The organism is Streptomyces sp. NPDC005761, from assembly GCF_040630635.1.
In the GTDB taxonomy this organism is placed as follows: Bacteria; Actinomycetota; Actinomycetes; order Streptomycetales; family Streptomycetaceae; genus Streptomyces.
On record NZ_JBEXXX010000037.1, the window covers coordinates 55,577 to 80,968 of the forward strand.

The following is a 25,392-nucleotide window of genomic DNA, read 5'->3' on the forward strand; positions in this document are numbered from 1 at the left end:
CGAGCCGCCGAGAGGCCGCGCAGACACTCACGACCGCAGTTCGTCCAGCTAGTGCCGCGTCGGCCAAGGTTCGCCCCGTCGCGACGCCCGGCACGCACTCTCGCCGCGCCGGCCGAAAGCCCGAGTACGTCCAGTACGAGGACTTCCGGCCGGCACGCCGAGAGCACGCACCTGACGCCGCTCCTCACCGGGCAAACCTTGGCTGACGCGGCACTGGCGGGGTCGTGAGGAATGCAGTGACATCAGCCGCCGAGCGGCAGCCGATGCATCGTCCAGCCATGCCCGACCGCACGCCCATCGGCGTGCCGTCACCCCGCCAAGGAGCTCCCGCGCATGATGATCCAGCGTCGAACCCGTACCCTCGCCGTGGCCTGCCTCCTCGCCGCCACCGCCACGCTGGCCGCCTCCGGCTGCTCCAAGTCGGAGACCTCGGACAACGCGGCCACCGACACCAGCCAGGGCGCGCAGGCGGCCAAGACTCCGGAATCCTCCTCCGGTTCGGGCTGCTCGCTGCAGACCTATGGCGCACCGAAGCTGGACCTGAAGAACGCGGTGGTCGGCTTCTCCCAGTCGGAGAAGGAGGCCAACCCGTTCCGGATCGCCGAGACCCAGTCCATCAAGGACGAGGCGAAGAAGGTCGGCGTCAAGAAGCTGCTCACCACCAACGCCCAGTCGCAGCTGTCCAAGCAGATCAGCGACATCCAGGACATGCTGTCCCAGGGCGCCCAGTTCCTCATCGTCGCCCCGCTCAACTCCGACGGCCTGGAGCCTGCGCTGAAGGCCGCCGCCGCCAAGAAGGTCCCCGTCCTCACCATCGACCGCAAGCTCAACTCCACCGCTTGCAAGGACTATGTGGCGTTCCTGGGCTCCGACTTCGTGGAGCAGGGCAAGCGCGCCGCGGACGCGATGATCAAGACCACCGGTGGCAAGGGCAAGGTCGCCATCCTCCTCGGTGCCTCGGGGAACAACGTCACCACCGACCGCACCAAGGGCTTCGTCGACCAGCTCAAGGCGAAGGCCCCCGGCCTGGAGATCGTCGCCCAGCAGACCGGTGAGTTCGCCCGCGACAAGGGCCAGCAGGTCATGGAGCAGCTGATCCAGTCCAAGCCCGACATCACCGCCGTCTACGCGGAGAACGACGAGATGGGCCTCGGTGCCGTCACCGCGCTGAAGGCCGCCGGCAAGAAGCCCGGCAAGGACGTCAAGATCGTCTCCGTGGACGGCACCCGCAACGCCGTCCAGGCGCTGGTGAACGGCGAGTACAACGCCGTCATCGAGTCGAACCCGCGCTTCGGCCCGCTGGCCTTCGCGACCGCCCAGAAGTTCTACGGCGGCGAGGAGATCCCTGAGAACGTCATCATCAGCGACCGCGCGTACGACGAGTCGAATGCCAAGGCCTCGCTCGGCGGCGCGTTCTGACCGGGACCGGCCCCACCCGTCCGTAGCGCCGGCGGGGGCCCGCCGGCCGGGCCCGGCCGCGTACCGATCCGTACGCGGCCCCGGCCCGCACCGGGCCCGCCGGCACACCTGCCGCCGTGACACCGCCACCCGTCACGGCGGCCCCGGGCCCACACCCTTGGAAGAGCGGAAGGCCAAGAACAGCCATGGCACCACCCGAAGCAGCATCGCAGCCGCCGCAGCCGGCCGCCGAAGCGAAGGAGGCATCCGCGCCGGCAGCCGGTACCTCCCCGGACTCCGCGCCCGCCGCCGGAGCTTTCCCGGACTCCGCGCCCGCCGCCGGAGCTTCCCCGGACTCCGCTACGGCCGCGACCGTCCTCGAAGCCCGTTCGGTGAGCAAGCGTTTCCCGGGCGTCGTCGCCCTGGACGACGTCTCCTTCTCCCTGCGCGCCGGGGAGACCCACGCACTCGTGGGGGAGAACGGGGCCGGGAAATCCACCCTGATCAAGGTACTGACCGGCGTCTACAGGCCCGACGAGGGCGAACTGCGGCTGGCCGGTGAACAGATCGCCTTCGCCCGGCCGTTCGAGGCACAGCAGGCCGGCATCTCCACGATCTACCAGGAAGTGAACCTCGTCCCGCTGATGAGCGTGGCGCGCAACATCTTCCTGGGCCGTGAGCCCAAGAACCGGTTCGGCCTGATCGACTTCGCCCGGATGCACCGCGAGACCACCGAACTGCTCGACGGCTTCGGCGTCCGCGTCGACCCGAAGAGGCCCCTGCACACCCTGGGCATCGGCACCCAGCAGATGGTCGCGCTGGCCCGCGCCGTCTCGGTCAACGCCCAGGTCGTCATCATGGACGAGCCCACCTCCTCGCTGGAGCCGCGCGAGGTCGAGACCCTCTTCCGGGTCATCGAGGACCTGCGCTCCCGCGGCATCGCCGTGCTCTACGTGAGCCACCGCATGGACGAGCTCTACCGCATCTGCGACCGCGTCACCGTGCTCCGCGACGGCCGGCACATCCACACCGGGGACCTCGCCGACCTCGACCGCATGCAGCTCGTCTCGATGATGCTCGGCCGCGACATGGCCGAGGTCCGCCGTTCCGGCCTCACCAGCTTCGGCTCCGAGGGCCACGACGCCTCCCGTACCCCCGTACTCACCGCGACCGGCCTCTCCCGCGACCACCAGCTCCACGACATATCCCTGTCGTTGTACGCAGGCGAGGTGCTCGGCCTCGGCGGGCTCCTCGGCTCCGGCCGCAGCGAGACGGCCAAGGCCCTGGCCGGCGCACTCTCCCTGGACTCCGGCGAGCTGAGCATCGGCGGCCGCAGCCTGCGCCGCCTCACCTCCGCCGGCGCCATCCGGGCAGGCATCAGCCTGCTCCCGGAGGACCGCAAGGCCGAAGGCATCGTGCCGGGACTCTCGGTCCGCGAGAACATCGTGCTGGCCGCGATGCCCCGCCTCTCCCGTGCCGGCATCGTCTCCCGTGCCAAGCAGGACCGCATCGTCGACATCTTCATGAAGCGGCTGCGGATCAAGGCAGCGAGCCCCGAGCAGAAGGTCGGCGAGCTCTCCGGAGGCAACCAGCAGAAGGTACTGCTGGCCCGCTGGCTCTGCCTCGAGCCCAAGGTCCTGCTGCTCGACGAACCCACCCGCGGCATCGACGTCGGCGCCAAGGCCGAGGTCCAGAGCCTCATCGACGAACTGGCCCGCGAGGGCCTCGCCGTCCTGCTCATCTCCTCCGACATCGAGGAACTCATCGAGGGCGCCGACCGCATCGTCGTCCTGCGCGGTGGCGCGGTCGCGGGCGAACTGTCGGGCGACGAGGTGGCCGAGAGCCATCTGCTCGAAGTACTCGCCGACCATTCACCGGCGCCCGCGGGCAACACCCCGGCCGCCAAGGAGGACCCCCGATGACCCAGGCCGCTCTCTCCACCCCCGCAGCCCGGCCGCTGACCCGGCTGCGCGACCCCGCCTGGTACCAGGAGTACGGCGTCTACCTCGCCGTCGCGGTCGTCCTCCTCTTCAACGCCCTGTTCACCGAGCACTTCATGACCGCGGACAACCTCCGCACCCAGCTCGTACAGGTCGCCCCCATCGTCATCGTCGCCCTCGGCATGGCGCTCGTGATCGGCACCGAGGGCGTCGACCTCTCCGTCGGCTCGACCATGGCGCTGGCCACCGCCCTCCTGCCGCTCTACCTCGGGTACGGGCTGGTGGCCGCCCTGGTCATGGCGCTGCTGGCCGGCGCCCTGGTCGGAGCGATCAACGGCTCACTGGTCTCGCTCGTCGGGCTGCAGCCGATCGTCGCCACCCTCGCCCTGTTCGTAGGCGGGCGTGGCCTGGCCCTGGTCATGGCCGACGGCCAGCTCAAGCAGATCGTCAACCCCGACCTGCTGTCGCTCGGCACCGGTTCCTTCCTCGGCATCCCGCTGGTCGTGCTCATCGCCGGAGTCCTCGCGGTCGCGGTCGCCTTCCTGGTCCAGCGCACCACCTTCGGCCGCCAGGTCGTCGCCATCGGCGGCAACCGGCCGGCGGCAGCGCTCGCCGGGCTGCCCGTGCGGCGCGTGCTCATCGGTGTGTACGTGCTCTGCGGGGTGCTGGCAGCCCTCGCGGGCATCCTCGCCACCGCGCGGCTCACCGCCAGCGACCCCTCCTCGCTCGGCACGCTCATGGAACTCTCCGCCATCACGGCGGTCGTCGTCGGGGGCACGCCGCTCAACGGCGGCTCCATCCGGGTCCTCGGCACGGTCGCCGGCGCCCTGCTGATGCAGTTGCTGCGCGCCACCCTCGTCAAGCACGACCTGCCCGACTCCACCGCACAGATCGCCCAGGCGGCCATCATCATCGCCGCCGTCTACGTCGCCCGGGAGCGTCGGTCCCGATGAACGAAACCTCACCTGCCCCCGCGGTTCAGGCCCCGGTGCCGCGCAAGACACCGGCAGCGGCCGGCGGCACACCCCGCCCCGCGACCGGGCAGCGCATCGCCGAACTCCTCCAGCGCCAGGGCGTGCTCGCGGTCCTGATCACGGTCGTGATCGTCGCCTCCTTCGTCTACCCCACGTTCGGAACCCTGGACAACGCCAGGGGCGTGACCGTTCAGGCGGCGTTCCCCGCCGTGGTCGCCCTCGGCATGACCATGGTCATCATCACCGGCGGCATCGACCTGTCCGTCGGATCCGTGTTCGCCCTGGGCGGCGTGCTCGCCGCCTGGGCCTCCCAATGGGGCTTCCTGGCCGCACTGTTCGTCCCCCTCGTGGTGTGCGGTGCGATCGGACTGCTCAACGGATTCCTGGTGGCCCGCGCCGGGATGGCACCTTTCATCGTCACGCTCGCCACCCTGCTGGGAGCGCGTGGCCTGCTCCTCGCGATCACGGACGAGGGGAACACGACCTACCTGGTCCCCAAGGGCTCGGCCTTCGCCGAACTCGGGCAGGGCAGCATCTGGGGCTTCGGGTACCCGATCCTGATCGCCCTGGTCCTGTTCGGAATCGGCGGACTGCTCCTCCAGCGCACGTCGTTCGGACAGACACTGTTCGCGGTCGGCGGCAGCAACGACGCGGCCATGCTGATGGGCCTGCCCGTCGCCCGCACGAAGATCCTGGTCTACACGCTCAGCGGACTGCTGGCCGGACTCGCCGGTGCGCTCAGCGCCGCGAGGCTCTCCTCCGGCGTCACCATCGTCGGCGTCGGCATGGAGCTCGACGCGATCTCCGCCGTCGTCATCGGCGGCACCCTCCTGATCGGCGGAGCCGGATCGATCAGCGGCACGCTGTGGGGCGTCCTGCTGCTCCAGGTCATCCAGAATCTGATCAACCAGATCGGTTCACTGAACTCCTCGTACCAGTCCGTCGTCAGCGGAGGTTTCCTTATCGTTGTCGTCGTGGCCCAGCGCTATCTGGCGCGCAGCCGCAGAAGCACCTGAACCGGTGCCGGGGCCGGCGGCCCCGGCACCGTCACAGCCGAACCGGCAGAGCCGGGCCAGTGCGCGTCTACGCGCGACAAGTCGATTCAGGGAGTGCCGTGGGCGTCAGCCTCAAGGACGTTGCGCAACGGGCGGGCGTGTCCATCAAGACCGTGTCGAACGTGGTGAACAACTATCAGCACGTCACACCGAAGATGCGGGCCAAGGTGCAGCAGGCCATCGACGAGCTCGGCTACCGGCCGAACCTCACCGCACGCCACCTGCGCAAGGGCCGCACCGGCATCATCGCCCTCGCCGTCCCCGAGTTCGGCAACCCGTACTTCGCCGAGCTGGCCGGAGAGGTCGTCGACGCCGCGGCCCGGCACGACTACACCGTGCTGGTCGACCACACCGGCGGGCTGAGGGAGAAGGAGCTCCTGGTCAGCCAGGGATTCCGGTCCCATGTGATCGACGGCCTCATCCTCAGCCCGATCCACCTGGAGACCGAGGATCTGATGGCGCGCACGGAGACCGCGCCCCTGGTGCTGCTCGGCGAGCGCGAGTACGAAGCCCCGTACGACCACATCGCCATCGACAACGTGGCCGCGTCCCGGGAGGCGGTGCGCCACCTCATCGACCACGGCCACCGCCGGATCGCCTTCCTCGGCTCGCGCACCGGACGCGAACGCCAGCCGGCCCATCTGCGGCTGCGCGGCTGGCGAGAGGAGCTCGCGGCCGCGGGCATCGAGGCCGACGAGGCACTCGTGGTCGTCACGGACGGCTACGGCCGCGAGGACGGAGCCAGCGGCATGGCCGCACTCCTGGACCGCGGAGAACGGCCCGACGCCGTGTTCGCGTACAACGACCTCATCGCCATCGGGGCGATGCGCACGCTCTCCGAACGGGGGCTGCGCATTCCCGAGGACGTGGCCGTCGTAGGGTTCGACGACATCGAAGAGAGCCTCTACGGGGCCACGACGCTCACCACGGTGGCCCCCGACAAGGAGGCGATCGCCCGGCTCGCCGTCGACAGCCTCGTCGAACGCCTCTCCGGCAACCCGGTCTCCGAACCCCGGCGGCCCCGGCCCGGCTACCGGCTCGTCGTCCGCGAATCCACCGTTCCCCGACCGCCCGCGGAGCCCACCGGGCCGTAGACCCGGCACCGGACCCCGCCCCGCCGGGGGAGTCCGGCGATTGTGTCCAGGCCCGCCGCACTCGCCCGGCCGGGCCGTCCGCTCGTCCCTAGGAACTCTGATGCCTCGCCCCACCGTGAACCGCAAACCGTTCGGTGCCCATGAGCACATGGACGTCGACGTCTGGACGCTCGACTCCGGCACCGGAGTCCGGGCCGAGATCCTCACCTACGGCGGCATCCTGCACCGTCTCACCGTGCCGGACACCGGCGGAGCATCCGCGTCGGTCGTGCGGTCGCTGGTCTCCCTCGACGACTACACGGGCAAGAACCCGTTCTTCGGCGCCCTCATCGGACGCTTCGCCAACCGCATCGCGCACGGCCGTTTCATCCTCGACGGAGCGTCGTACCGGATCCCTGCCACCGACCGGGGCCATGCCCTGCACGGCGGCCCCGAGGGCTTCCACACCCGCGTCTGGGAGGCCACGGGAGAGGCCACCGACACGGCCGCGACACTCCGGCTCACCCTGCGCAGCCCCGACGGCGACATGGGCTTCCCCGGCACGCTGGACGTCACCGTGACGTACACCCTCGACACGGCGGGCACCCTCGCCCTCGACTACACCGCGACCACGGACCGCCCCACTGTCGTCAACCTGACCAACCACGCCTACTTCGACCTCACCGCACAGGGCGACATTCTCGGCCACACGCTCCAGGTGGACGCCGGCGATTATCTCCCCGTCGACGACGAGGGCATCCCGGAAGGCCCCGCCACGACGGTCCACGCCACCCCGTTCGACCTCACCGCCCCGCACCGCATCGGGGAGCGCATCGCACTCCCGGACGAGCAACTGCGCCGCGCCGGCGGCTTCGACCACTGCTGGGTCCTCGACGGGCCCGCAGCACCGGGCGGTCTGCGCCGGGCCGCCCGGCTCACCGCCCCCGGAGCCGAGCGGGTCATGGAGGTGTGGACCACCGAACCGGGCATCCAGGTCTACACCGCCAACCAGTTGGACGGCACCCTGGCCGCACCCGACGGCGGCCGGCACGACCGCCACAGCGCCGTCTGCCTGGAGACCCAGCACCTGCCGGACTCGCCCAACCGCCCCGGCCACCCCGGCACCGTCCTGCGCCCGGACGACGTCTTCGCGAGCCGCACCGAGCTGAGGTTCCCGCACCTCACCACCGCAACGGACTGACCGATGCGCCACCCGGGCGGGCCGGTGCGGGAATGCGGGAATGGGCCGCGCTGTTCCGACGTCCATGACCTTTTTTGTGGACGTGACCGTACGGGGCTACGAGCTCGATACGCAGGGACACCTCAATCAGGCCGTCTACCTCCAGTACGCCGAGCACGCGCGCTGGGAGCTGCTGCGGGCCGCCGGACTGCCCCAGGACAAGCTACTGGCCGATGGAGTGGGACCCGTCGCGCTGGAGGTCACGGTCAAGTTCCGCAAGGAACTGAAGGGCGGGGAACGGGTGCGGGTGTCCTGCCGGTTCGACTACGGGCAGGGCAAGACGTTCACCGTCGCCCAGCAGATCCTCAAGGAGGACGGCACGGTGGCTGCCGAGATCACGGGCGTGGCCGGCGTCCTCGACCTCACCACGCGCCGGCTGGTCGCCGACCCCGCCGACCGGCTCGCCTCGCTCGCCAAGGATCCGGAGCTGCTGAGCGGCTGACCGGGTTTCAGCGGACCTTCCGGCCCGCCGCCATAGAGGCCACCGCCTTCCGGAGGCGGGCCGCCCTGACATCGGGGGCCGTGGCCGTCATGAGGCGAAGGAGCACCAGGTAGCGGTCCGACCGGCCCAGCTGTTCGAAGAACACCCGCGCCTGTTCGTCCGCCTCCAGGGCCGCGGTGAGGTCGTCCGGGACGGTGGCCCTGCTCTGCGACGGGTACGCCGCCGCCCACCGCCCGTCCGACCGCGCGGCCTCGACCTCGGCACGACCTGCCGGGCGCATCCGCCCGGCTTCGGCCAGTGCCCCGACCTTCTCCACGTTGATCAGCGACCACGCGCTCCGGCGTCGGCGGGGAGTGATCCGCTGGAGGTAGTACACCTCGTCGCAGGACTTTCGCTGCCCGTCGATCCAGCCGAAGCAGAGCGCGGCGTCGATGACGTCGGCCGCGCTCACCGACTCCACGCCCGAGTTGCGCTTGGCGACCTTCAGCCAGAGTCCGGTCCGGTCCGCGTGGTGCTTCTCCAGCCACGATTCGAGCTGCTCGACCCGTGGGAAGGGACGTGCGTTCTCCGGGGTGTCCAGGGTGTCCGTCATACGACTGCGCCTCCTGAGGCCGCCGGGCTCCGCGCCCGCTGGTGATGCCACGCTCATCCTCATTCAGGCCAGAATCTGTCCTCATGCCCCGAACTACGAAGGGTCTCGTATCATGGGGGCCCCGGACGAAGCGACGATGCGGAGCGATCGTGACCCCTGCCAGCGCCACTGACCCGGCAGCCGGTGCTCGTACGCTGGCCCACCCCGCACGCGACGAGATCAGGCTCGAGGCGGTCCTGCACGCGCTCTCGGACCCGGTGCGGCTGTGCGTGGTCCGCGAACTGGCCGCCGCCGACGGTGAGCTCACCTGCTCCCGGTTCGATCTTCCGGTGACCAAGTCCACCAGTACGCATCACTTCCGGGTTCTCCGCGAGAGCGGGATCGTCCAGCAGATCTACCGCGGAACGGCCAAGATGAACGGGCTCCGGCGCGAGGACCTGGAGGCGCTGTTCCCCGGACTGCTCGACCGCGTGCTCGAAGCGGCCGGCCTCCAGGCGGGCCGCCTCGGCGAGGGCTGACGGCCCGGGGCGGTCGACGGGCAGCCCGGCGCACCCGTTCGTCATGCTGGGGCGTCACCGCGTGCCGCCCCCATCAGCCCCGGCCAGTCAGGGATCTTTACCGGCCCCCGGCCGAGCGAGCGCCCCAGCGTCGCCTCCGCCCGCTCGATCGACAGCCAGCCGTCCCACTCCACCGGCCGCAGCCCCCAGGACCGGAGCACGGCCAGCGGGTCCGGGGCGGACGGGCGCCCGGACAGGAGCGGAGCGTCCTCGACGAGCGAGGCGACGGTCTCCTTCGCGCACGAACGGTTCGATCCGATGACACCGGTCGGACCGCGCTTGATCCACCCCGCGACGTACTCCCCGGGCGCGGGCACCCCGTCCCGCAGCACCCGTCCGGCCTGGTGGGGGACGGTGCCGTGGACCGCGTCGAACGGCAGGCCGGGCAGCGGCATGCCCCGGTAGCCGACCGCCCGCAACACGAGTTCGGCGCTGATCTCCTCGTACGTACCGGTGTCGCGCACCCCGCCGTTCCCGTCGGGGGCGGTTCGGGCGAACCGGACCCCTGCCACCCGGCCGTCGCGTTCCAGCAGTTCGACGGGGCGCAGGAAGAATCGCAGCCCGATGGTCCTCGGGCGGACATCGTCCGGCCGGGGCGCCTCGGAAGCCCATCCGCGCAGCACGTCGAGGTTTCGCCGCACCAGCGCCGGCAGTGGAGGGGAGCCCGGCGCCGCAGTGCCGTACGCCGGGTCCAGGGCGAGCTCCGCCGGGTCCACGACCATCCGGGCCCCGGGCAGCGAGCCGAGCTCGCGGAGCTCCTTCGTGGTGAACCGTGCCTGGGAGGGCCCACGCCTGCCCGCCATGTGCACCTCGCGTACCCGGCTGCCGGCCAGCACGCCGAGCGCGGGCTGGGGCACGTCGGTGGGCCGCAGCTCTTCGGCGCCCCGTGCGAGGATCCGTGCCACGTCGACCGCCACATTGCCGACACCGATCACGACGGCCGAGCGGGCCCGCAGCGCGAAGCGACCCGCGGCCGTGTCCGGGTGGGCGCTGTACCAGGAGACGAACTCGGTCGCCGAGTGGCTGCCGGGAAGATCCTCCCCGGGGATGCCCAGCGGACGGTCCGTGGCCGCCCCCACGCAGTAGACGACCGCGTCGTAGAGCTCGCCCAGCCGCTCGGGCGGCACTCCGCCCCTGCCCACGGCGACATTGCCGACGAAGGTGACCCGCTCGTGCTCCAGGACGGCCCGCAGGCTCTGCTGCAGCGACTTGATCTTCTCGTGGTCGGGTGCGACGCCGTACCGCACCAGCCCGTACGGGCAGGGCAGCCGGTCCAGGACGTGCACCCGCACATTGGGCACCAGGGTCTGGGCCACCAGGGCCTGGGCGGTGTAGACCCCGCTGGGGCCGGAGCCGACGACGGCGACACGGAGCACGGCGCACCTCTTCCCGGAGGGTGTCTCCAGCATCGCACCGGCGGGCCCGGTGGGGGAGGGACGCGCCCCATGTACGTGCGAAACATGTCCTCCGGGCGTCAGCCGTCCGAGGAGGAGAGGGCGCGCATCCGGTCGATCTCGGTGGTCTGCTGGGCCACCACGTCGCCTGCCATCTCCTCGACCTGCACGTTGTTGCCCTCGGAGAGGACCTCGGTCGCCATCGTGATCGCCCCCTGGTGGTGCGTGATCATCAGCTTGAGGAACAACGTGTCGAAGGCCGCTGCCTTCGCGCCCCTGAGTTCCTCCAACTGGCCGGCAGTGGCCATGCCGGGCATCGCGCCGTGGTTGTGCTTGCCGGACTCCCCGGACCGTCCGTGACGGGTCAGCCACCCCTCCATCGCGCCGATCTCGGGCTGCTGGGCGGCGGTGATGCGCTCGGCAAGCCTCTTGACCGTGGCCGAACGGGAGCGGGTGGGAACGAGCCCGGTCAACTCCAGCGCCTGCGCGTGGTGCTGGATCATCAGCTGTACGTACCGGACGTCCGCCGAGTTGGGGGTGTCGACCCCTGCCTCCTTGACGGCCTGTGAGGGGGAGAGGGTCCGTGCGGGTTCGCCGGGTCTCCCGGGCGCCACGACCGAACCCGCGGTGTGGACTGCGGACTTGGAGCCGCTGTCACCACTGCCCGCGTCACAGCCGGCCGAGGCGAGCGCGATGGCCGCGACGGCCGCACCGAGGACGAATCCGCGGAACCGCAGGGACTGACGACGAATCAACAAAGCGACCTCCGTGGGCACAGGGCTGGTTGCGCTCTGTCCTAGCACGCCAACGCACAGCTTCGATCAAAAACTTTCATTACGTCTCTGTTGCCATCTGTTGAGATGCCCATGGCAAGGACGATACTGCCGGAGTCCGTGAACCGGTCAACTACATAAAGATCCATGGGAGGACGCAGTGACCTCGTTGCACACCACCCCGGTGCGGCGCAGACGTCTGGGCGTGGCGGCAGCCGCCGCCGGGCTCTTCGCCACTCTGCTGATGGCCGGGCCCGCGGCCGCGACACCCGACCCCGGGGACGCGACCGCGAGCCGAACAGATGTCTCGGCGAGGCAGGAGGCGGAGGCGACCGCCGCGATCACGAGCGGTGAGATACCCGGCGTGGACGAGATCGTCCACAGCCGCAACATCACCCACCTCGCCAATGTCCCCAAGGACGCGCTCCAGGGGCTGAACACGGACCTGGCCTTCCAGGGGAAGTACGCCTTCGCCGGAAACTACGACGGCTTCCGGATCTTCGACATCAGCAATCCGAAGGTGCCCCGTACGATCGCCCAGGTCCTGTGTCCCGGATCGCAGAACGACATCTCCGTCTCCGGGAACCTGCTGTTCCTGTCCACGGACTCCTCGCGCAGCGACGACTCGTGCAGCAGCACCACCCAGCCCGCCACGGAGAAGTCCTCCTGGGAGGGCATGAAGGTCTTCGACATCAGCGACAAGCGCAACCCGAAGTACGTAGCCGCCGTCGAGACCGCGTGCGGATCGCACACCCATACGCTGGTTCCGGAGCGCAACAACGTCTACGTGTACGTCTCCTCGTACTCGCCGAACACGACGTTCCCGGACTGCCAGCCCCCGCATGACGGGATCTCCGTCATCAAGGTGCCGCGCAAGGCGCCCGAAGAGGCCCGCATCGTGAACTTCCCGGTCCTCTTCCCGGACGGCGGAAACCCGGGCGGCCCCACCAACCCGGGCGTGTCCAAGACCACGGGCTGCCACGACATCACCGTGCTGCCGTCCAAGGACCTGGCGGCCGGAGCCTGCATGGGTGACGGCCTGCTGTTCTCCATCAAGGACCCGGAGAACCCGAAGATCATCGACCGGGTGCAGGACAATGTGAACTTCGCGTTCTGGCACTCGGCGACGTTCAATCAGCGGGCGGACAAGGTCGTCTTCACCGACGAGCTCGGCGGGGGCGGCGCGGCCACCTGCAACGAGGAGATCGGCCCGAAGCGTGGCGCCGACGGCATCTACGACATCGTCGGCAGGGGCGACCACCGCAAGCTCGTCTTCCGCAGCTACTTCAAGATCGACCGCGCGCAGGCCGACACCGAGGTCTGTGTCGCCCACAACGGTTCGATCATCCCGGTCAAGGGCCGCGACCTGATGGTCCAGGCCTGGTACCAGGGCGGCGTGTCGGTGTGGGACTTCACCGACTCCTCCCACCCGAAGGAGATCGGCTTCTTCGAGCGCGGCCCCGTCAGCACCGACGCGGTCACCACCGCAGGCCCCTGGTCGGCCTACTACTACAACGGCTACATCTACTCCAACGACATCGCCAAGGGCTTCGACGTCCTGAAGATCGACGACAGGCGGACCGACCCGGCGAAGCGGGTGCGGACGGACGAGCTCAACGTCCAGACGCAGCCGGACTACTTCGACCGCTGAGCCGGCCGCAGTAACCGATCCTGCCGGTCCCGCCCGGGTCCCCGGGCGGGACCGGCCTTCGTGAGGTTCCTTGGTTCATTGACCGATCTGCCGCGCCGGGACATGCTGGACCCCCGCACCGGCCCGCTGATGCACGCAGTCCGAAACGCGGTCCCCGGCCCGTACTCCGGCCCGGGGTGACCGGCTGGTTCCGGCGACGCAGGGGATCGCCGGAACCAGACGTCTCAGGCGGCCTCGTACCGGTGCGCCCGGCCGCCCCGCCACTCGACCCACTCGGGGCTGTCCAGGATCCGCTCGGGGTCGTCGAGCCCCGCACCCTCGAGGAACACGATCACATCGTGATCCGAGTGCGCGAGGCCGAGTATCTGGACCCGTCCCTCGCGCTGCACGGTGACGCGCCGCCCGCCGGAGGGGGACGGCCGGAAGATCACGATCGGGGGAGAAGCCATGCCTCCAGGGTGCGACCTGCCGACGGCTGCCGCACAGCGAACCGGAAACCCGCCCGGCAGCAGATCGGGCAGGCGGTCCCGGACGGCCGTCGAGTCGCAGGCGGGTCAGGCGGCGGACCTGGCGTCCGCGCCCGTGGCGGCGGCCCACTCGACCAGGAGACGCTGGTACTCCTCCTCGTCCTCCGCGGACAGGCATCCGCCCGAGCGCTCCCACAGGTCGCGAATGTCTTCATTCACCACTGCGGCAGAACGCACGGAACCGGACGGGCACGGAGTCGGGGACATACCTACCAGGCTAAGGCCCCGATGTGACAATCCGACCCATGGCGCGTCAGGGACATCTCTCACATGTCTCTCAGGCAACCCCGGCGGCCAGTCCGAGCTCCCGCAGCCCGTCCGGCCGCTCGTGGACCGGTACATGCTGCACGAATCGCACCTCGCAGCCCAGCGCGGCTGCTCCCGCGTCCGCGTGCCGGTCGTCGCCGACCATCACCACATCGGTCGGATGGTGTCCCAGAAGTGTGCAGGCGGTGTGGAAGAGACGTGCATCGGGCTTCTTGACCCCGTGTTCGTAGGACAGCACATACGCATCCACGTAGGCGTCCAGACCGTGCGCCCGGAAGACCGGCCGCAGGTCCCACCCGATGTTGCTGACCACGCCGATCGCGATGCCCCGGTCGCGCAGGGAGGCGAGCACCTCCGCGGCGTCCGGATAGGGCAGCCAGGCGGCAGGCGTCCGATGCCGGTCGTACAGCGCGTCGTAGAGCCCCGGATCCGGCAGCTCCACCTGGCGTGCCAGGCCCGTGTACGCCTCACGGTGCCGGTGAGCGCTCTCGTCACGGGAGGCCCAGGCCGATGCCAGCCGGCCGGGCACGCGCGGGGGAGGCGGGCCGCCCGGCAGGGCGCCGGAGGCCTCCAGCTCCCCCACGTACCGCTCAAAGTCGGCCTCGTCCACCGTCACCTCCTGCTCCGCGAGGGTGGCGGCGAGCCAGGAACGGACGGATTCGATCCGGAACAGCGTCCCGGAGAAGTCGAAGAGCGCACCCTTGATCGGCATGGGCCGATCCTTGCCGAGCTGGTGCGGGCGGGGCAAGGTACCCGTTCAGTCCCGGTCCCCGCGGCGCCGGGCGTCGTAGTGGTCGTACCCGGCCGTCGCGAAGGCGGCCAGCGCCCCGCCGAGCAGCCACCCGCCCAGTACGTCGGACGGCCAGTGCACGCCCAGGTAGAGCCGGGTGAGACCGACGCCGAGCACCGATACCCCCGCGGCGGCCAGGGCCGTCCTGCGGAGCCAGGGCCGGGCGCCGTACCGGTACAGCAGCCAGAGCAGCAGGCCGCAGCTCACGACGGCCGTCATCGCGTGTCCGGAGGGGAACGCCGCGTAGTGGGCGGAGTCCACCGGGTCGGGCCACCGGGGGCGCTCCCGGCCGACGGCGGCCTTGATGCCCTGCTGGAGAAGGCTGGACACCAGAGTCGTCACCCCCAGCAGGGCCGCGAGCCCCCGGGCGCCCCGCCGCCACAGGACGACCACGGCCACGGCGATCAGCGCGCGCATCGTCCAGGGGTCCCACACCCAGTCCGTCAGCACCCGGTTCACATGGACGAGACCGGGCTCCGTCACCGCCCGCCGGTGCAGGGCTTCGGCGATGGCGCGGTCCAGCCGCATCAGCGGGGACCACCGCACGACGGTCAGGACCAGCAACAGCATGGCGAGGGCCCCGCAGACGGCTCCCGCCCACACGGCCGGAGAGGGGCTGCGGATGTGACGAGCGGGGGAGAGGGGCGGGGAGTGCATGAAGGGATCCTCGCCGAAGTGCGGGGCGCAGGGCCATCCCGGCACGGCCGGACCATGTAACGGGTGCCGCGGGCGGTCGGCGCCGGACGGGTCGCTGCCGGCTCCTACCCCAGCGCGCTCAGGGCCGGAACGAACGCGACCAGAAGCGGGATCGCCGGCAGGAGCGTGGCCGCCGCGGTGAGCCGCAGCCGACGGCCCGCCGTGAGCCGGCCCGCGGGCGACAACAGCCGGTTCACCCGCTGCGGCATCTGAGTGTCCTGCGCCGGGCAGGGGCCGAACACTCCGCGGTCCTCGTTGAGTTCGACCAGAGCCAGCGCGATCGTCAGCCGGCCGAAGCGACGGGAAGCCGTGTCGTCGGCGGCCAGTTCGACGAGCCGGTGCATCTCGCCGCGGAAGGCCGCGAACACCGGAATCTGGGGAAAGCCCGCCGCCAGCGCCGCGGAACAGTTCAGCAGCCAGTCGTGGCGGGCGTTCGCGTGCCCCTGTTCGTGAGCGAGCACCGCATCGAGCTGACGGCCCTTCAAACGCGCCAGTGCGGCAGTGGTGATGACGAGCCGGGGCGCGGTGCCCGGCAGCCACCAGGCGTCGGGGCGTTCCCCCTCCAGGACCACCAGTCGGCCACTGCTCGCCTCCTCGCCGGGCAGCAGCGGTGATCGCACCAGGAGTTCGGCACGCCGCTGCCTGCGCTCCAGCCGTACGCGGCGGATCTCGCGGGTCAGCATCGCGGCCGTCCACACCCCACCGAGAGCCAGCAGTACGGCCATCACCGCTGACCACGGTCCGTAGGCAGCGAGCGCATAGGCCTCGACGACCGCGTGCGGAGCAGGCGCGAACATGTGCCCGCGTACCGCCTGCCAGGCAGCGGCCGCGCTGAACGTCATGGACAGCGTGAACGACAGCAGTACCCCGGCCACCACGCACTGCCACACCCACAGCGCCACCACGGGCTCGCGCTCGGGCCATTCGGCCCGGGCCATCAGCCGCGGGGTCACGATCGCGGCCAGTGCGCCGAGCAGCAGCAGCGCCAGGGAGACCAACATGGCGTCAGCCTATGAGCGGTACGGCACACACGGGTATGGCTGCGCTCGCCAAGTGACGTACGCCACGGTTTGCGGGGCCTGCTGTCTCACAGGGTGAGCAGCATGGCGAACATGGCTATCCCCATGGTCAGCCGACAGGCCGGCGCCAGTTCGGGCCGTGCGCCCCAGCCGCCCGCCGGTATTCCCCCGGCCACGGCTCCGCCCCCGGCCGTCGCGGCGGTCACCGGGACCAGCCGGGCTCCGGAGCGCAGCACGTACGCGGCGTAGTAGGCGAGGAACACCCCGGTCAGCAGTGGAACGCCTCCGGCGGCGGCCATGGCGTGGGACGCGTGACCACCGTGCCCCGCTGCGCCGGAGCGTGCCATCACGACGGACATGTAGACCATCGCCGACGAGCCGACCAGGTGGTGCAGATGGTGACCGCCGCGACGGGAGAACCAGAGGGCACGCAGGGTGGCGGCACCGAACAGGACCGTGTACACAACCCACCCCCACGCCGGCGGTGCGACGAAAGCCGCCGGTACTGCCATGGCGGCCATGCCGAAGCCCATCAGTGCCTCCGCGCGCGCCGTCCTGCGCTCCTCACCGGTCGTCCCGCGGGCCCGCAGCAGGCAGTACCCGCCCGTCACCGCGCACAACGCCATCAGCAGCCAGCCGGACATCGCAGGTCCGTGCACAGCAGGCCTCCCCCTGGGCGAACGACATCGCCGTCGTCTGGTCGATGCCCGTGGCCCGGCCCCCCTACGCGGCGCACTGGGGCAAAGGGGGAGCGCGCAACGGGGGTGAATCTCCATGGCGCAATGCGGGCTCGCCGGGATCCGCGCTGCTCAGGGCCCGGGGCCAAGGCCCGGAACCCGCGGCCGCACCCGGGCGTTACTCTGCTGGCGCACGGCGAGAGCAGAGAAACGGAGAGCCTCACATGGACACCGCCCCGCCCCGTGATCCGGGACAGCTGACCTTCCGCGACGCGACCGACGCAGACGTGCCCGCGCTGGTGGAGCTCATCCAGTCCGCGTACCGCGGTGATTCCAGCCGCGCGGGGTGGACCACCGAGGCGGACATCCTCAAGGGGCAGCGCACCGACCCGCGGGGGGTGCGCGATGTGGTGCGGGCCCCCGGGAGCCGGCTGCTCGTCGTGGAACGCGACGGCGAGCCGGTCGCCTGCTGCCAGCTCGAACACCGAGGTGAGGCCGCCTACTTCGGAATGTTCGCAGTCCGTCCCTCGCTCCAGGGCGCAGGGCTAGGCAAGGTGATCATCGCCGAGGCCGAGCGCACCGTACGGGAGAGCTGGGGTGCGCGCGAGATGCACATGACCGTGATCTCGGTGCGTGACGAGCTCATCGCCTGGTACGAGCGCCGGGGCTACCGCCGTACGGGCCGGCTGAGCCCGTTCCCGTACGGCGATGAGCGTTTCGGCGTCCCGCAGCGCGACGACCTCGCCTTCGAGCTGCTGGTCAAGGACCTGGCCGTGGGCTGACCGGAAGGGCCGGGGGCTACGCGGTGAAGCGGCCCGCGCGGCGGATCTCCGGGAAGTCGGTGGTCGCGCCGTCGAGCCCCAGCCCTCGGGCCAGTCGCAGATGATCCTGGGTGTTGACCACCCAGCCGACCACTGTCAGCCCCTCGGAGTGGGCCCTCTCGACCAGTTCCAGCGTGATGCGCCGGACGTTGAGCACCAGGCGGGTGGCGCCCACCGCCTTCGCGCGGTCCACCACGTCCTCGCCCCAGCGGCTGGCCACGAGTGCTGTCCGCACCCCCGGCACCAGCTGCGCGATCTCGGCGATCGCCCCGTCGTGGAACGAGATCACCTCGACCCGGTCGACGAGATCGCGCCGCCGCATCACCTCCGCCAGCGTGCGCGCGGCGGCCACGTCCTTGATCTCCGCCTGGAGAGGGGAACGCACGGCGTCCAGGACCTCCTCGAAGACCGGAACCCGCTCCCCCTGCCCGGCGTCGAGTTCGCGCAGCTCCGACAGGGTCTTGTCGGCGATCGGCCCCTTGCCGTCGGTCGTCCGGTCCACCTCGGCGTCGTGCATGACGGCGAGGGCGCCGTCCTTGGTCAGATGAAGGTCCAGCTCGATGAGGTCCATCCCGGCCTGTTCGGCGTGGACGAACGACCGCAGCGTGTTCTCCGGCTCGACACCCATCACCCCGCGGTGACCGATGGTGAGAAAAGACAAGGGACTCTCGCTTCCGTCGACGGCTTCTCCCCCTGTGCTTACCCACGCGGCGCTACGGCATGGCCGCGAATCCGCCTGCCGCCCGGTGTCCCGTCGTGGAATGCGGGGCGGCCGTGCGCGGGGGAGTGGCTCCGTGTCCCTGGACGTCGGCGGTGCCGAGCAGGAATCCGGTGATGACGGCGGCGACCAGGACGGCACGGATGCTCACGCGCGGGTTCTCCCGAGTACGTACGAGGGGCGGATGTGGTCCGTCCTACCGGCACCGGTCCCCATGCTGCGAGCCGTGTCACTCATGCGTGGGCGTGTCCTGTGCGAGCTTGACGGGCAGGCGTGCGACGGGAGACGGAGAGCGGGCGCCGGTCCCGTTCGCCGGTCTGCCGTCGGGCCTCCCCGGTCCATCGAAGGAGTCGTCGGAACGCTGGATGACAGGAAAAATCGCGGTGACCATGGGGGGTGGGCAGGATAATTTTCAGGCCCCCACTTGTCTCGGGGAACCGCACACGGATACGGTTGCTTGACGCGAGGTTCTCCCGTGGAGGAAGTGTTATGACGGAAATTCTTGTGCACGACGTCGCCGCCGGCGACATAGCTTCCGCCCGGCGGGTGGTCGAGCACCCGGCCTGGCCCGCGCTCAAGAATGCTGTGGAGCAGATCCGCCCCTGGCAGTCGAAGGACGGCTCCATCGACTTCGATGCCGAGGGCGCTCCCGCACCGGCGACCGCCGGGGCGGCCCTGGACCGGGTGGCCGCCGCGGTCGAGGAACTCTCACCGCTGCTCCCGCACGACGCCGCGTACCACCGCGCCCTCGTGACGGACCTGCGCCGCTGGGCCGCCGACGGATTCGGCGTGCCCGACTTCCTCGACTCCCTGCTGGCGTTCCAGCCCGCCAAGGCCCGAGTCGACGGGCTCCAGCACCTCGTCGTCTTCGCGATGTACACCCAGAACGGCAATCCGGACCGCAATCTCGAGGCGGTCGTGCTCCGGATGGTCTGGCCCGAGTGGCTCGCCGATCTGGAGGCGACCCGCTACGACAACCCGTTGTTCTGCGGCATCACCTTCGAGGACTTCACCTCCGGGTACGACACCAACTCCGCCGTGCTCTTCCCGGAGACCATCGCCGTGCGCGAGGCCCCCGAGCGTTTCAGCTGGGGTGGCATCTTCTGCGACCGCGAGGCCGCCCGCTTCCGCCGCGTCACCGAGGCCTCCGTCGAGCTCCTGGGCGTCGAGCTGCCCGAGGACATCCGCGAGATGGTCGGCGACCAGCAGCGCTGCGAGCAGGCCTTCGTGCTCTGGGACATGGTCCACGACCGCACCCACAGCCACGGCGACCTCCCGTTCGACCCGTTCATGATCAAGCAGCGCCAGCCGTTCTGGATGTACGGGCTCGAGGAACTGCGCTGCGACCTCACCGCCTTCAAGGAGGCCGTGAAGCTGGAGGCCGACGGCTTCGGGCAGGGCCGCGACGTGCAGTACGCCGTGCTGTTCGACCGGATGTTCCGCTTCCCGGTCACCGGTGAGCGCGTCCGCAACTACGACGGTCTCGGCGGTCAGCTGCTCTTCGCGTACCTCCACAAGCACGACGTCGTGCGCTGGACGGACAACACCCTGAAGATCGACTGGGAGCGGGCCCCGCAGGTCACCAACCAGCTCTGCGGCGAGATCGAGAAGCTGTACCGGGACGGCATCGACCGGCCCAAGCTCGTCCACTGGTTCGCCGCGTACGACCTGGTCGCGACGTATCTCGCGCCGCACCCCGGATCCCGCTGGGCCAAGGGCCCGGACGCGCTGGACCTCACTCAGCCGCCCCGCAAGCTCGTCGACGACGTGCTTCCGGACGAGTTTCCCCTGAGCATGTTCTATGAGGCGCTCTCCAAGAAGCTGAAGAACGTGATCGCCTCCACCAAGGGGATCACCGCCGCGGGCGCCGGGCAGGCGGCCGCGTGAGCGCACGTCGTGAGGAGGCGGTGGCCATGAACGGAAACGGCAAGGGCAGCGGGAGCGGTGCGCTCGAAGGCGCTGTCGTCGCGGTCGCTGGGGCGGCCGGTCCGGCCGGCCGGGCAGCCCTGCTCCGGCTCGCCGAGGCGGGTGCGGTCGTCGTCGCCTCGGACGCGAACGCCACCCGGCTCGCCGAGGCGGTGGACGCGGCGCGCTACGCCCACGGCGGTGCCACGGTCACCGGCGACACCGTCGACCTGCTCGATCTCGGTGCCGCCCGGGAGTGGGCCGACAAGACCGAGAAGGAATTCGGCAGGATCGACGGTCTGGTCCACCTCGTGGGCGGCTGGCGCGGCAGCGCGACGTTCGCCGACACCGACCTCGCCGACTGGACGCTGCTGGAGAAGCTGCTGATCCGCACCGTCCAGAGCACCTCGCTGGCTTTCCAGGACGGTCTGCAGCGCAGCGACCGCGGACGCTACCTGCTGATCAGCGCGGCCGGCGCGAGCAACCCGACCGCGGGCAACGCCGCCTACGCCGCGTCGAAGGCCGCGGCAGAGGCCTGGACCCTCGCGCTCGCGGACGCCTTCCGCAAGGCGGGGGGCGACGAGGGTCCGCAGAGCGCTGCTGCGATCCTGGTCGTGAAGGCACTGGTGCACGACGCGATGCGCGCCGAGCGCCCGAATGCGAAGTTCGCGGGCTTCACCGACGTCAAGGAGCTGGCCGATGCCATCGCCGGCGTCTGGGACCGGCCCGCCCCGGAAGTGAACGGAAAGCGCCTGTGGCTGACCCCGCAACCGTAAGGACCGACGCGCGTCGTCATCACGACCCGCAGGTACGCGGATTCGCCAGTGACAACTACGCGGGAACCCACCCGGAGATTCTCGCCGCCCTCGCCCTCGCCAACGGCGGTCATCAGATCGCCTATGGCGAGGACGACTACACCGGTCATCTCCAGCGCGTGATGCACAGCCACTTCGGCCCCACCGCCGAGGCCTTCCCGGTCTTCAACGGAACCGGCGCCAACGTCGTCTCGCTCCAGGCGATGACCGACCGCTGGGGCGCGGTCATCTGTGCCGAGTCCGCCCACATCAACGTGGACGAGGGCGGTGCGCCGGAACGGGTGGGCGGGCTCAAGCTGCTCACCGTGCCCACCGAGGACGGCAAGCTCACGCCGGAGCTCATCGACCGGCAGGCGTACGGCTGGGACGACGAGCACCGCGCCATGCCGCAGGTCGTCTCGATCACCCAGAACACCGAGCTGGGCACGGTCTACACACCCGACGAGATCCGGGCCATCTGCGAGCACGCCCACGGGCACGGCATGAAGGTCCACCTCGACGGAGCCCGCATAGCCAACGCCGCGGCCTCACTGGACGTGCCCATGCGTACGTTCACCAACACCGTCGGCGTCGATGTGCTCTCCTTCGGCGGGACGAAGAACGGGGCCATCTTCGGGGAGGCCGTCGTGGTGCTGAACCCGGACGCCGTCCGGGCGATGAAGCACTTGCGCAAGCTGTCGATGCAGCTGGCCTCCAAGATGCGCTTCGTGTCGGTGCAGCTGGAGGCGCTGCTGGCGGGTGATCTCTGGCTGCGCAACGCCCGGCACGCCAACAGCATGGCTCAGCGGCTCGCCGAGGGCGTCCGGGCGGTGGACGGGGTGGAGATCCTCTATCCGGTCCAGGCCAACGCCGTCTTCGCGCGGCTGCCGCACGAGGTGAGCGAACGGCTGCAGAAGCGCTTCCGGTTCTACTTCTGGGACGAGAAGGCGGGCGACGTGCGCTGGATGTGCGCCTTCGACACCACGGAGGGCGATGTCGACGCGTTCCTCCTCGCCCTCAAGGAAGAGATGGCTGCACGATAGGGAATGTATGAATATGCGGCCGATCGGAAATGTATTGACTCCGGTCGGCCGCTTCCCTACGCTCGGCGGCCATGGAACTGATCCAGCTGGTCCCAGAGATCTCCGCCTACCTTGCCGCCGATGACGCGATCGACCATGAACACCCGCTGGTCCGCGACACGGCCGCACGGCTGCGTTCCGAGACCGAAGACGCATACTCATACGCGAAAGCGGCCTATTGCTTCGTACGGGACACCATCCCGCACTCCGTCGATTCGGGTGACATGCGCGTCACCTGGCGCGCCTCGGACGTCCTCGCCACCCGCAACGGCATCTGCCACGCGAAATCGCACGCGCTGGTCGCCCTGCTGCGCGCGGAGGGCATCCCGGCGGCCCTCTGCTATCAAGGGCTCGCCGATGACGACGGTGAGCCCGGAGTGCTGCACGGGCTGATCGCGCTCCGGCTTCCCGGCCGGGACCGCTGGGACCGGCAGGATCCGAGGGGCAATCGGCCCGGCGTCGACGCGCAGTTCTCACTGGACGGGGAGAGGCTGGCCTGGCCCGTCCGCCCCGAGCTCGACGAAGTCGACTACCCCATGCTCTACGCGGCGCCGCATCCGGCCGTCCTGCGCGGCCTGAGGACGTCCGCCGACCGGGCGGAGCTCTGGCGCGCGCTGCCGACGGAGCTCTGACTGCCGGCGTCCAGGGACGGACCCGTCCCGCCGGGGATCCGCGGCAGGGGGGAAGCCCCGGAGCGCGGTCACCGTCCACGCTCCGGAGTGACGTTTCAGCCGCGGCTCCGCACGGGTCCGTCAGCTGCGCTCGCGGACCTCTGCGGCCGTCGGAGCCGTACCCCCGAGGTGCGAAGGCACCCACCAGGTGTCGCTCGCGTCCTTCGGGCGTACCGGGTAGGCGCGCTGGGCGGCCTCGAGCAGCTCCTGCACGCGCTCCCGCAGCCGCCGGCTGATCGCGCCCGCGTACTGGTCGGCCGGGGCCTCCAGCGGCTCGCCGACCCGGATCGTCACCGGGATGTGGCTCCGCCTGAAGTTGCGGGGGCGGCCCTTCGTCCACAGGCGCTGGGTGCCCCACAACGCCATCGGGATCAGCGGCACGCCGGCCTCCTGGGCCAGGCGTGCCGCACCCGACTTGAAGCTCTTCAGCGTGAAGGACTCCGAGATCGTTGCCTCGGGGAACACCCCGACGATCTCGCCGGAACGCAGCGAGGCCAGCGCGTGCGCGTATGCGTCCTCGCCCTGCTTGCGGTCGACGGGGATGTGCTTCATGCCACGCATGAGCGGGCCCGACACCTTGTGCCGGAACACCGATTCCTTGGCCATGAACCGCACCAGCCGCTTCTGCGGCAGCGCCGCGAGGCCGGTGAAGATGAAGTCCAGATAACTGATGTGGTTGCTCACCAGTACCGCGCCACCGGTCTTCGGGATGTGCTCCGAACCCTGGGTGTCGATCTTCAGGTCGAGCGCCTTGAACAACGTACGAGCGGCGCCGATGACCGGCCGATAGACGAGTTCTGCCATCTGGAGAAGACCCTTCTTCAGCGCCTGGGGAGGGTTCTCCCGGCGGAAGTTACGCAGCCGTAGGTTTGCGGCATTGGGCCGATCGTGCCCCATGCGCGTCGTGGTGGCCAGTCTCGGTGGGCGCGGGGCGCGAGATTCTCGTCACGTGGGACGACGGGGAATGTCCCGGCGGCTGCGGGCGCTGAGCCTTTGCGTAGAGCTCTGACAGGAGGCCGAAGGTGGATGTGCGCAGGCGTGCGGACCGGCTCGATGCCACTCAACTCGGCGTGGAATTGGGGGAGAGGGCCACGCTCGTCCAGTTCTCCAGCGCGTTCTGCCAGCCCTGTCGGGCCACCCGCCGCACCCTCACGGAGGTGGCGGCCATGGTCGAGGGTGTCGCTCATGTGGAGATCGACGCCGAGGCGCATCTCACTCTGGTGCGGACCCTCGACATCAGCCGGACCCCGACCGTGCTGGTCCTCGACGCCTCCGGACTGGTCGTCCGCAGGGCCGTCGGCCAGCCACGCACCGTCGACGTCGTCGCCGCCCTGGGGCAGGTGATATGACGGACCGTGATGCTTCTCCCACCTCGTGGGACGCTCTTGACTGCACCCGCCGCGCATCGTCAGTCTGACGCTATGCCGCCTGAACTCCTTCTCTACGGCCGGGTCCATGTCGACCTCGCCCGCAACGCGAGCGCGCGCTGTCCGGATGCCTGAGCTTCCACGGCCCCGCACCCCCGACGCGCTGAAGGACATCTCCATGACGGCATCACCCGAGACCGGCACCGCCCGCACGGCATCCCCCGACCTCCTGCGTTCCGTGTTCCGGCAGCACGCCGCCGGAGTCGCCGTGATCACCGCAGCGGGTGACCGGCCGGTCGGCTTCACCGCCACCTCCCTGAACTCCGTCGCCGCCGATCCGCCGCTCATCTCCTTCGGCGTGGGTACCTCGTCCTCGAGCTGGCCGGTGGTCGCGGCAGCCGACCACATCGGCGTCCACATACTCGGCGAGCACCAGCGGGAACTGGCAGCCACCTTCGCGCGCAGCGGCGCCGACCGCTTCGGCCCGTCCACCGATTGGCGCAGCGGACCGGAAGGGGTCCCGGTGCTGGAGGGGGTGCTCGCCTGGCTCGTCTGCCGGGTCGTGGCGCGGATCCCGGCGGGCGACCACCGGATCGTGATCGCGCAGGCGGTCGTCGGCGATCCGGCCGGGGGCGGCAGGCCGCTCGTCTATCACCAGGGCCGGTTCACCGCTCTGCGAGACTGAGATCTTCTGGTTGTACCGGGCTTCGCGGGGTAGGCCAGATCACAGTGCCAAGCGCTTGCTTAATGGGTGCCCAATGGGTGTACTGGCGAGTAATATTACGGTCGGAGCGCCGGTCGCCCCGACCGGAAATCGCCCCATCAGGCGCCTATGCTGCGTGCAACAAGGCAGCCCGGAAATGACGATGCAGTAGGAGAGCCGGCGTGAGCTTGAGGATCGTTGTCTGTGTGAAGTACGTGCCCGACGCGACCGGTGACCGGCATTTCGCCGATGACCTGACGTTGGAT

28 protein-coding genes and 1 pseudogene are annotated in these 25,392 nt (G+C 70.3%); 17 read left to right on the forward strand and 12 right to left on the reverse strand.

Annotation, left to right across the window (positions count from 1 at the left end; translation table 11 throughout):
• Positions 1–333: 333 nt before the first annotated feature.
• The 7 genes from ABZ434_RS27500 (at position 334) to ABZ434_RS27530 (ending at position 8,122) form a co-directional block, all read left to right on the forward strand.
• Positions 334–1,419 (forward strand): ABC transporter substrate-binding protein, encoded by a 1,086-nt coding sequence (locus ABZ434_RS27500; RefSeq protein ID WP_359142204.1) that lies wholly within the window; start codon positions 334–336, stop codon positions 1,417–1,419.
• 185 nt (positions 1,420–1,604) lie between these two features.
• Complete coding sequence (locus ABZ434_RS27505; protein WP_359142206.1) at positions 1,605–3,320, forward strand: ATP-binding cassette domain-containing protein; 1,716 nt, start codon at positions 1,605–1,607, stop codon at positions 3,318–3,320.
• Positions 3,317–4,291, forward strand: a complete 975-nt coding sequence (locus ABZ434_RS27510; protein ID WP_359142208.1) for an ABC transporter permease — start codon at positions 3,317–3,319, stop codon at positions 4,289–4,291. Before ABZ434_RS27505 ends, ABZ434_RS27510 begins: the two co-directional genes overlap by 4 nt.
• Positions 4,288–5,328: an ABC transporter permease gene (locus ABZ434_RS27515; RefSeq protein ID WP_359142210.1), complete on the forward strand. Its 1,041-nt coding sequence runs from the start codon at positions 4,288–4,290 to the stop codon at positions 5,326–5,328. Before ABZ434_RS27510 ends, ABZ434_RS27515 begins: the two co-directional genes overlap by 4 nt.
• Before the next feature lie 98 nt (positions 5,329–5,426).
• The gene (locus ABZ434_RS27520) at positions 5,427–6,461 is read left to right on the forward strand and encodes a LacI family DNA-binding transcriptional regulator (protein ID WP_359142212.1); all 1,035 of its coding nucleotides are present in this window, start codon (positions 5,427–5,429) and stop codon (positions 6,459–6,461) included.
• Positions 6,462–6,561: 100 nt separating this feature from the next.
• A complete protein-coding gene (locus ABZ434_RS27525) occupies positions 6,562–7,641 on the forward strand; it encodes an aldose epimerase family protein (protein ID WP_359142214.1) in 1,080 nt (359 codons plus the stop codon).
• A 64-nt stretch (positions 7,642–7,705) separates the two neighbouring features.
• On the forward strand, positions 7,706–8,122 hold the full coding sequence (locus tag ABZ434_RS27530; RefSeq protein ID WP_359142216.1) for a thioesterase family protein: 417 nt from the start codon (positions 7,706–7,708) through the stop codon (positions 8,120–8,122).
• Between the two features lie 7 nt (positions 8,123–8,129).
• Here the strand turns inward: ABZ434_RS27530 and ABZ434_RS27535 are convergent, their stop codons facing one another.
• Complete coding sequence (locus ABZ434_RS27535; RefSeq protein WP_359142218.1) at positions 8,130–8,714, reverse strand: YdeI/OmpD-associated family protein; 585 nt, start codon at positions 8,712–8,714, stop codon at positions 8,130–8,132.
• Positions 8,715–8,863: 149 nt separating this feature from the next.
• Here ABZ434_RS27535 and ABZ434_RS27540 point away from each other — a divergent pair, with 149 nt between their 5' ends.
• A complete protein-coding gene (locus ABZ434_RS27540; protein WP_359142220.1) occupies positions 8,864–9,232 on the forward strand; it encodes a helix-turn-helix transcriptional regulator in 369 nt (122 codons plus the stop codon).
• A gap of 41 nt (positions 9,233–9,273) precedes the next feature.
• Here the strand turns inward: ABZ434_RS27540 and ABZ434_RS27545 are convergent, their stop codons facing one another.
• Entirely contained in the window at positions 9,274–10,647 is a 1,374-nt protein-coding gene (locus ABZ434_RS27545; RefSeq protein WP_359142222.1) for an FAD-dependent oxidoreductase, read from the reverse strand.
• A 98-nt stretch (positions 10,648–10,745) separates the two neighbouring features.
• The gene (locus ABZ434_RS27550; protein ID WP_359142224.1) at positions 10,746–11,423 is read right to left on the reverse strand and encodes a DUF305 domain-containing protein; all 678 of its coding nucleotides are present in this window, start codon (positions 11,421–11,423) and stop codon (positions 10,746–10,748) included.
• Between the two features lie 175 nt (positions 11,424–11,598).
• On the opposite strand from ABZ434_RS27550, the gene ABZ434_RS27555 reads away from it, so the two are divergent.
• Positions 11,599–13,089 carry a hypothetical protein gene (locus ABZ434_RS27555; protein WP_359142226.1) on the forward strand — a complete coding sequence of 497 codons (1,491 nt, stop codon included), beginning with the start codon at positions 11,599–11,601 and terminating at the stop codon, positions 13,087–13,089.
• A gap of 224 nt (positions 13,090–13,313) precedes the next feature.
• Here the strand turns inward: ABZ434_RS27555 and ABZ434_RS27560 are convergent, their stop codons facing one another.
• The 6 genes from ABZ434_RS27560 to ABZ434_RS27585 all read right to left on the reverse strand — a co-directional run bounded on the left by ABZ434_RS27560 (position 13,314) and on the right by ABZ434_RS27585 (position 17,047).
• On the reverse strand, positions 13,314–13,538 hold the full coding sequence (locus tag ABZ434_RS27560; RefSeq protein WP_359142228.1) for a hypothetical protein: 225 nt from the start codon (positions 13,536–13,538) through the stop codon (positions 13,314–13,316).
• A gap of 105 nt (positions 13,539–13,643) precedes the next feature.
• A complete protein-coding gene (locus ABZ434_RS27565) occupies positions 13,644–13,823 on the reverse strand; it encodes a hypothetical protein (protein WP_359142230.1) in 180 nt (59 codons plus the stop codon).
• 70 nt (positions 13,824–13,893) lie between these two features.
• A complete protein-coding gene (locus ABZ434_RS27570) occupies positions 13,894–14,595 on the reverse strand; it encodes an HAD-IA family hydrolase (protein ID WP_359142232.1) in 702 nt (233 codons plus the stop codon).
• Positions 14,596–14,640: 45 nt separating this feature from the next.
• Complete coding sequence (locus ABZ434_RS27575; RefSeq protein WP_359142234.1) at positions 14,641–15,330, reverse strand: phosphatase PAP2 family protein; 690 nt, start codon at positions 15,328–15,330, stop codon at positions 14,641–14,643.
• 104 nt (positions 15,331–15,434) lie between these two features.
• Complete coding sequence (locus ABZ434_RS27580) at positions 15,435–16,370, reverse strand: M56 family metallopeptidase (RefSeq protein ID WP_359142236.1); 936 nt, start codon at positions 16,368–16,370, stop codon at positions 15,435–15,437.
• Between the two features lie 86 nt (positions 16,371–16,456).
• A complete protein-coding gene (locus ABZ434_RS27585) occupies positions 16,457–17,047 on the reverse strand; it encodes a DUF5134 domain-containing protein (RefSeq protein WP_359142238.1) in 591 nt (196 codons plus the stop codon).
• Positions 17,048–17,289: 242 nt separating this feature from the next.
• Between ABZ434_RS27585 and ABZ434_RS27590 the strand changes: the two genes are divergently transcribed.
• Positions 17,290–17,847 carry a GNAT family N-acetyltransferase gene (locus tag ABZ434_RS27590; protein WP_359142240.1) on the forward strand — a complete coding sequence of 186 codons (558 nt, stop codon included), beginning with the start codon at positions 17,290–17,292 and terminating at the stop codon, positions 17,845–17,847.
• 16 nt (positions 17,848–17,863) lie between these two features.
• Here the strand turns inward: ABZ434_RS27590 and ABZ434_RS27595 are convergent, their stop codons facing one another.
• Both ABZ434_RS27595 and ABZ434_RS27600 read right to left on the reverse strand, forming a co-directional pair.
• Positions 17,864–18,547 carry a glycerophosphodiester phosphodiesterase family protein gene (locus ABZ434_RS27595; RefSeq protein WP_359142242.1) on the reverse strand — a complete coding sequence of 228 codons (684 nt, stop codon included), beginning with the start codon at positions 18,545–18,547 and terminating at the stop codon, positions 17,864–17,866.
• Between the two features lie 52 nt (positions 18,548–18,599).
• The gene (locus ABZ434_RS27600; RefSeq protein ID WP_359142244.1) at positions 18,600–18,755 is read right to left on the reverse strand and encodes a hypothetical protein; all 156 of its coding nucleotides are present in this window, start codon (positions 18,753–18,755) and stop codon (positions 18,600–18,602) included.
• A 338-nt stretch (positions 18,756–19,093) separates the two neighbouring features.
• Between ABZ434_RS27600 and ABZ434_RS27605 the strand changes: the two genes are divergently transcribed.
• From ABZ434_RS27605 to ABZ434_RS27620, 4 genes are all read left to right on the forward strand, one after another.
• On the forward strand, positions 19,094–20,491 hold the full coding sequence (locus ABZ434_RS27605; RefSeq protein WP_359142246.1) for a DUF6421 family protein: 1,398 nt from the start codon (positions 19,094–19,096) through the stop codon (positions 20,489–20,491).
• 26 nt (positions 20,492–20,517) lie between these two features.
• Complete coding sequence (locus tag ABZ434_RS27610) at positions 20,518–21,285, forward strand: SDR family NAD(P)-dependent oxidoreductase (protein WP_359142265.1); 768 nt, start codon at positions 20,518–20,520, stop codon at positions 21,283–21,285.
• Complete coding sequence (locus tag ABZ434_RS27615; RefSeq protein WP_359142248.1) at positions 21,264–22,346, forward strand: low specificity L-threonine aldolase; 1,083 nt, start codon at positions 21,264–21,266, stop codon at positions 22,344–22,346. The genes ABZ434_RS27610 and ABZ434_RS27615 overlap by 22 nt, the downstream gene beginning before the upstream one ends.
• A gap of 71 nt (positions 22,347–22,417) precedes the next feature.
• Positions 22,418–23,017: a transglutaminase family protein gene (locus tag ABZ434_RS27620; protein WP_359142250.1), complete on the forward strand. Its 600-nt coding sequence runs from the start codon at positions 22,418–22,420 to the stop codon at positions 23,015–23,017.
• 120 nt (positions 23,018–23,137) lie between these two features.
• Here ABZ434_RS27620 and ABZ434_RS27625 read toward each other — a convergent pair whose 3' ends face one another.
• On the reverse strand, positions 23,138–23,860 hold the full coding sequence (locus ABZ434_RS27625) for a lysophospholipid acyltransferase family protein (RefSeq protein ID WP_359142251.1): 723 nt from the start codon (positions 23,858–23,860) through the stop codon (positions 23,138–23,140).
• Positions 23,861–24,078: 218 nt separating this feature from the next.
• On the opposite strand from ABZ434_RS27625, the gene ABZ434_RS27630 reads away from it, so the two are divergent.
• The 3 genes and pseudogenes from ABZ434_RS27630 to ABZ434_RS27640 form a co-directional block, all read left to right on the forward strand.
• On the forward strand, positions 24,079–24,405 hold the full coding sequence (locus ABZ434_RS27630; protein ID WP_359142253.1) for a thioredoxin family protein: 327 nt from the start codon (positions 24,079–24,081) through the stop codon (positions 24,403–24,405).
• A 196-nt stretch (positions 24,406–24,601) separates the two neighbouring features.
• Entirely contained in the window at positions 24,602–25,108 is a 507-nt protein-coding gene (locus ABZ434_RS27635; RefSeq protein ID WP_359142255.1) for a flavin reductase family protein, read from the forward strand.
• A 200-nt stretch (positions 25,109–25,308) separates the two neighbouring features.
• Positions 25,309–25,392: pseudogene (locus ABZ434_RS27640) on the forward strand (electron transfer flavoprotein subunit beta); the annotation flags it as partial.

Excerpts from the sequence above, each read along its gene's own strand:
- ABZ434_RS27500 (WP_359142204.1), top strand. The coding sequence starts at position 334 with ATGATGATCCAGCGTCGAACCCGTACCCTCGCCGTGGCCTGCCTCCTC.
- ABZ434_RS27505 (WP_359142206.1), top strand. The coding sequence starts at position 1,605 with ATGGCACCACCCGAAGCAGCATCGCAGCCGCCGCAGCCGGCCGCCGAA.
- ABZ434_RS27510 (WP_359142208.1), top strand. The coding sequence starts at position 3,317 with ATGACCCAGGCCGCTCTCTCCACCCCCGCAGCCCGGCCGCTGACCCGG.
- ABZ434_RS27515 (WP_359142210.1), top strand. The coding sequence starts at position 4,288 with ATGAACGAAACCTCACCTGCCCCCGCGGTTCAGGCCCCGGTGCCGCGC.
- ABZ434_RS27525 (WP_359142214.1), top strand. The coding sequence starts at position 6,562 with ATGCCTCGCCCCACCGTGAACCGCAAACCGTTCGGTGCCCATGAGCAC.
- ABZ434_RS27530 (WP_359142216.1), top strand. The coding sequence starts at position 7,706 with ATGACCTTTTTTGTGGACGTGACCGTACGGGGCTACGAGCTCGATACG.
- ABZ434_RS27535 (WP_359142218.1), bottom strand. The coding sequence starts at position 8,714 with ATGACGGACACCCTGGACACCCCGGAGAACGCACGTCCCTTCCCACGG.
- ABZ434_RS27560 (WP_359142228.1), bottom strand. The coding sequence starts at position 13,538 with ATGGCTTCTCCCCCGATCGTGATCTTCCGGCCGTCCCCCTCCGGCGGG.
- ABZ434_RS27565 (WP_359142230.1), bottom strand. The coding sequence starts at position 13,823 with ATGTCCCCGACTCCGTGCCCGTCCGGTTCCGTGCGTTCTGCCGCAGTG.
- ABZ434_RS27570 (WP_359142232.1), bottom strand. The coding sequence starts at position 14,595 with ATGCCGATCAAGGGTGCGCTCTTCGACTTCTCCGGGACGCTGTTCCGG.
- ABZ434_RS27575 (WP_359142234.1), bottom strand. The coding sequence starts at position 15,330 with ATGCACTCCCCGCCCCTCTCCCCCGCTCGTCACATCCGCAGCCCCTCT.
- ABZ434_RS27580 (WP_359142236.1), bottom strand. The coding sequence starts at position 16,370 with ATGTTGGTCTCCCTGGCGCTGCTGCTGCTCGGCGCACTGGCCGCGATC.
- ABZ434_RS27590 (WP_359142240.1), top strand. The coding sequence starts at position 17,290 with ATGGACACCGCCCCGCCCCGTGATCCGGGACAGCTGACCTTCCGCGAC.
- ABZ434_RS27605 (WP_359142246.1), top strand. The coding sequence starts at position 19,094 with ATGACGGAAATTCTTGTGCACGACGTCGCCGCCGGCGACATAGCTTCC.
- ABZ434_RS27610 (WP_359142265.1), top strand. The coding sequence starts at position 20,518 with ATGAACGGAAACGGCAAGGGCAGCGGGAGCGGTGCGCTCGAAGGCGCT.
- ABZ434_RS27620 (WP_359142250.1), top strand. The coding sequence starts at position 22,418 with ATGGAACTGATCCAGCTGGTCCCAGAGATCTCCGCCTACCTTGCCGCC.
- ABZ434_RS27625 (WP_359142251.1), bottom strand. The coding sequence starts at position 23,860 with ATGGCAGAACTCGTCTATCGGCCGGTCATCGGCGCCGCTCGTACGTTG.
- ABZ434_RS27635 (WP_359142255.1), top strand. The coding sequence starts at position 24,602 with ATGACGGCATCACCCGAGACCGGCACCGCCCGCACGGCATCCCCCGAC.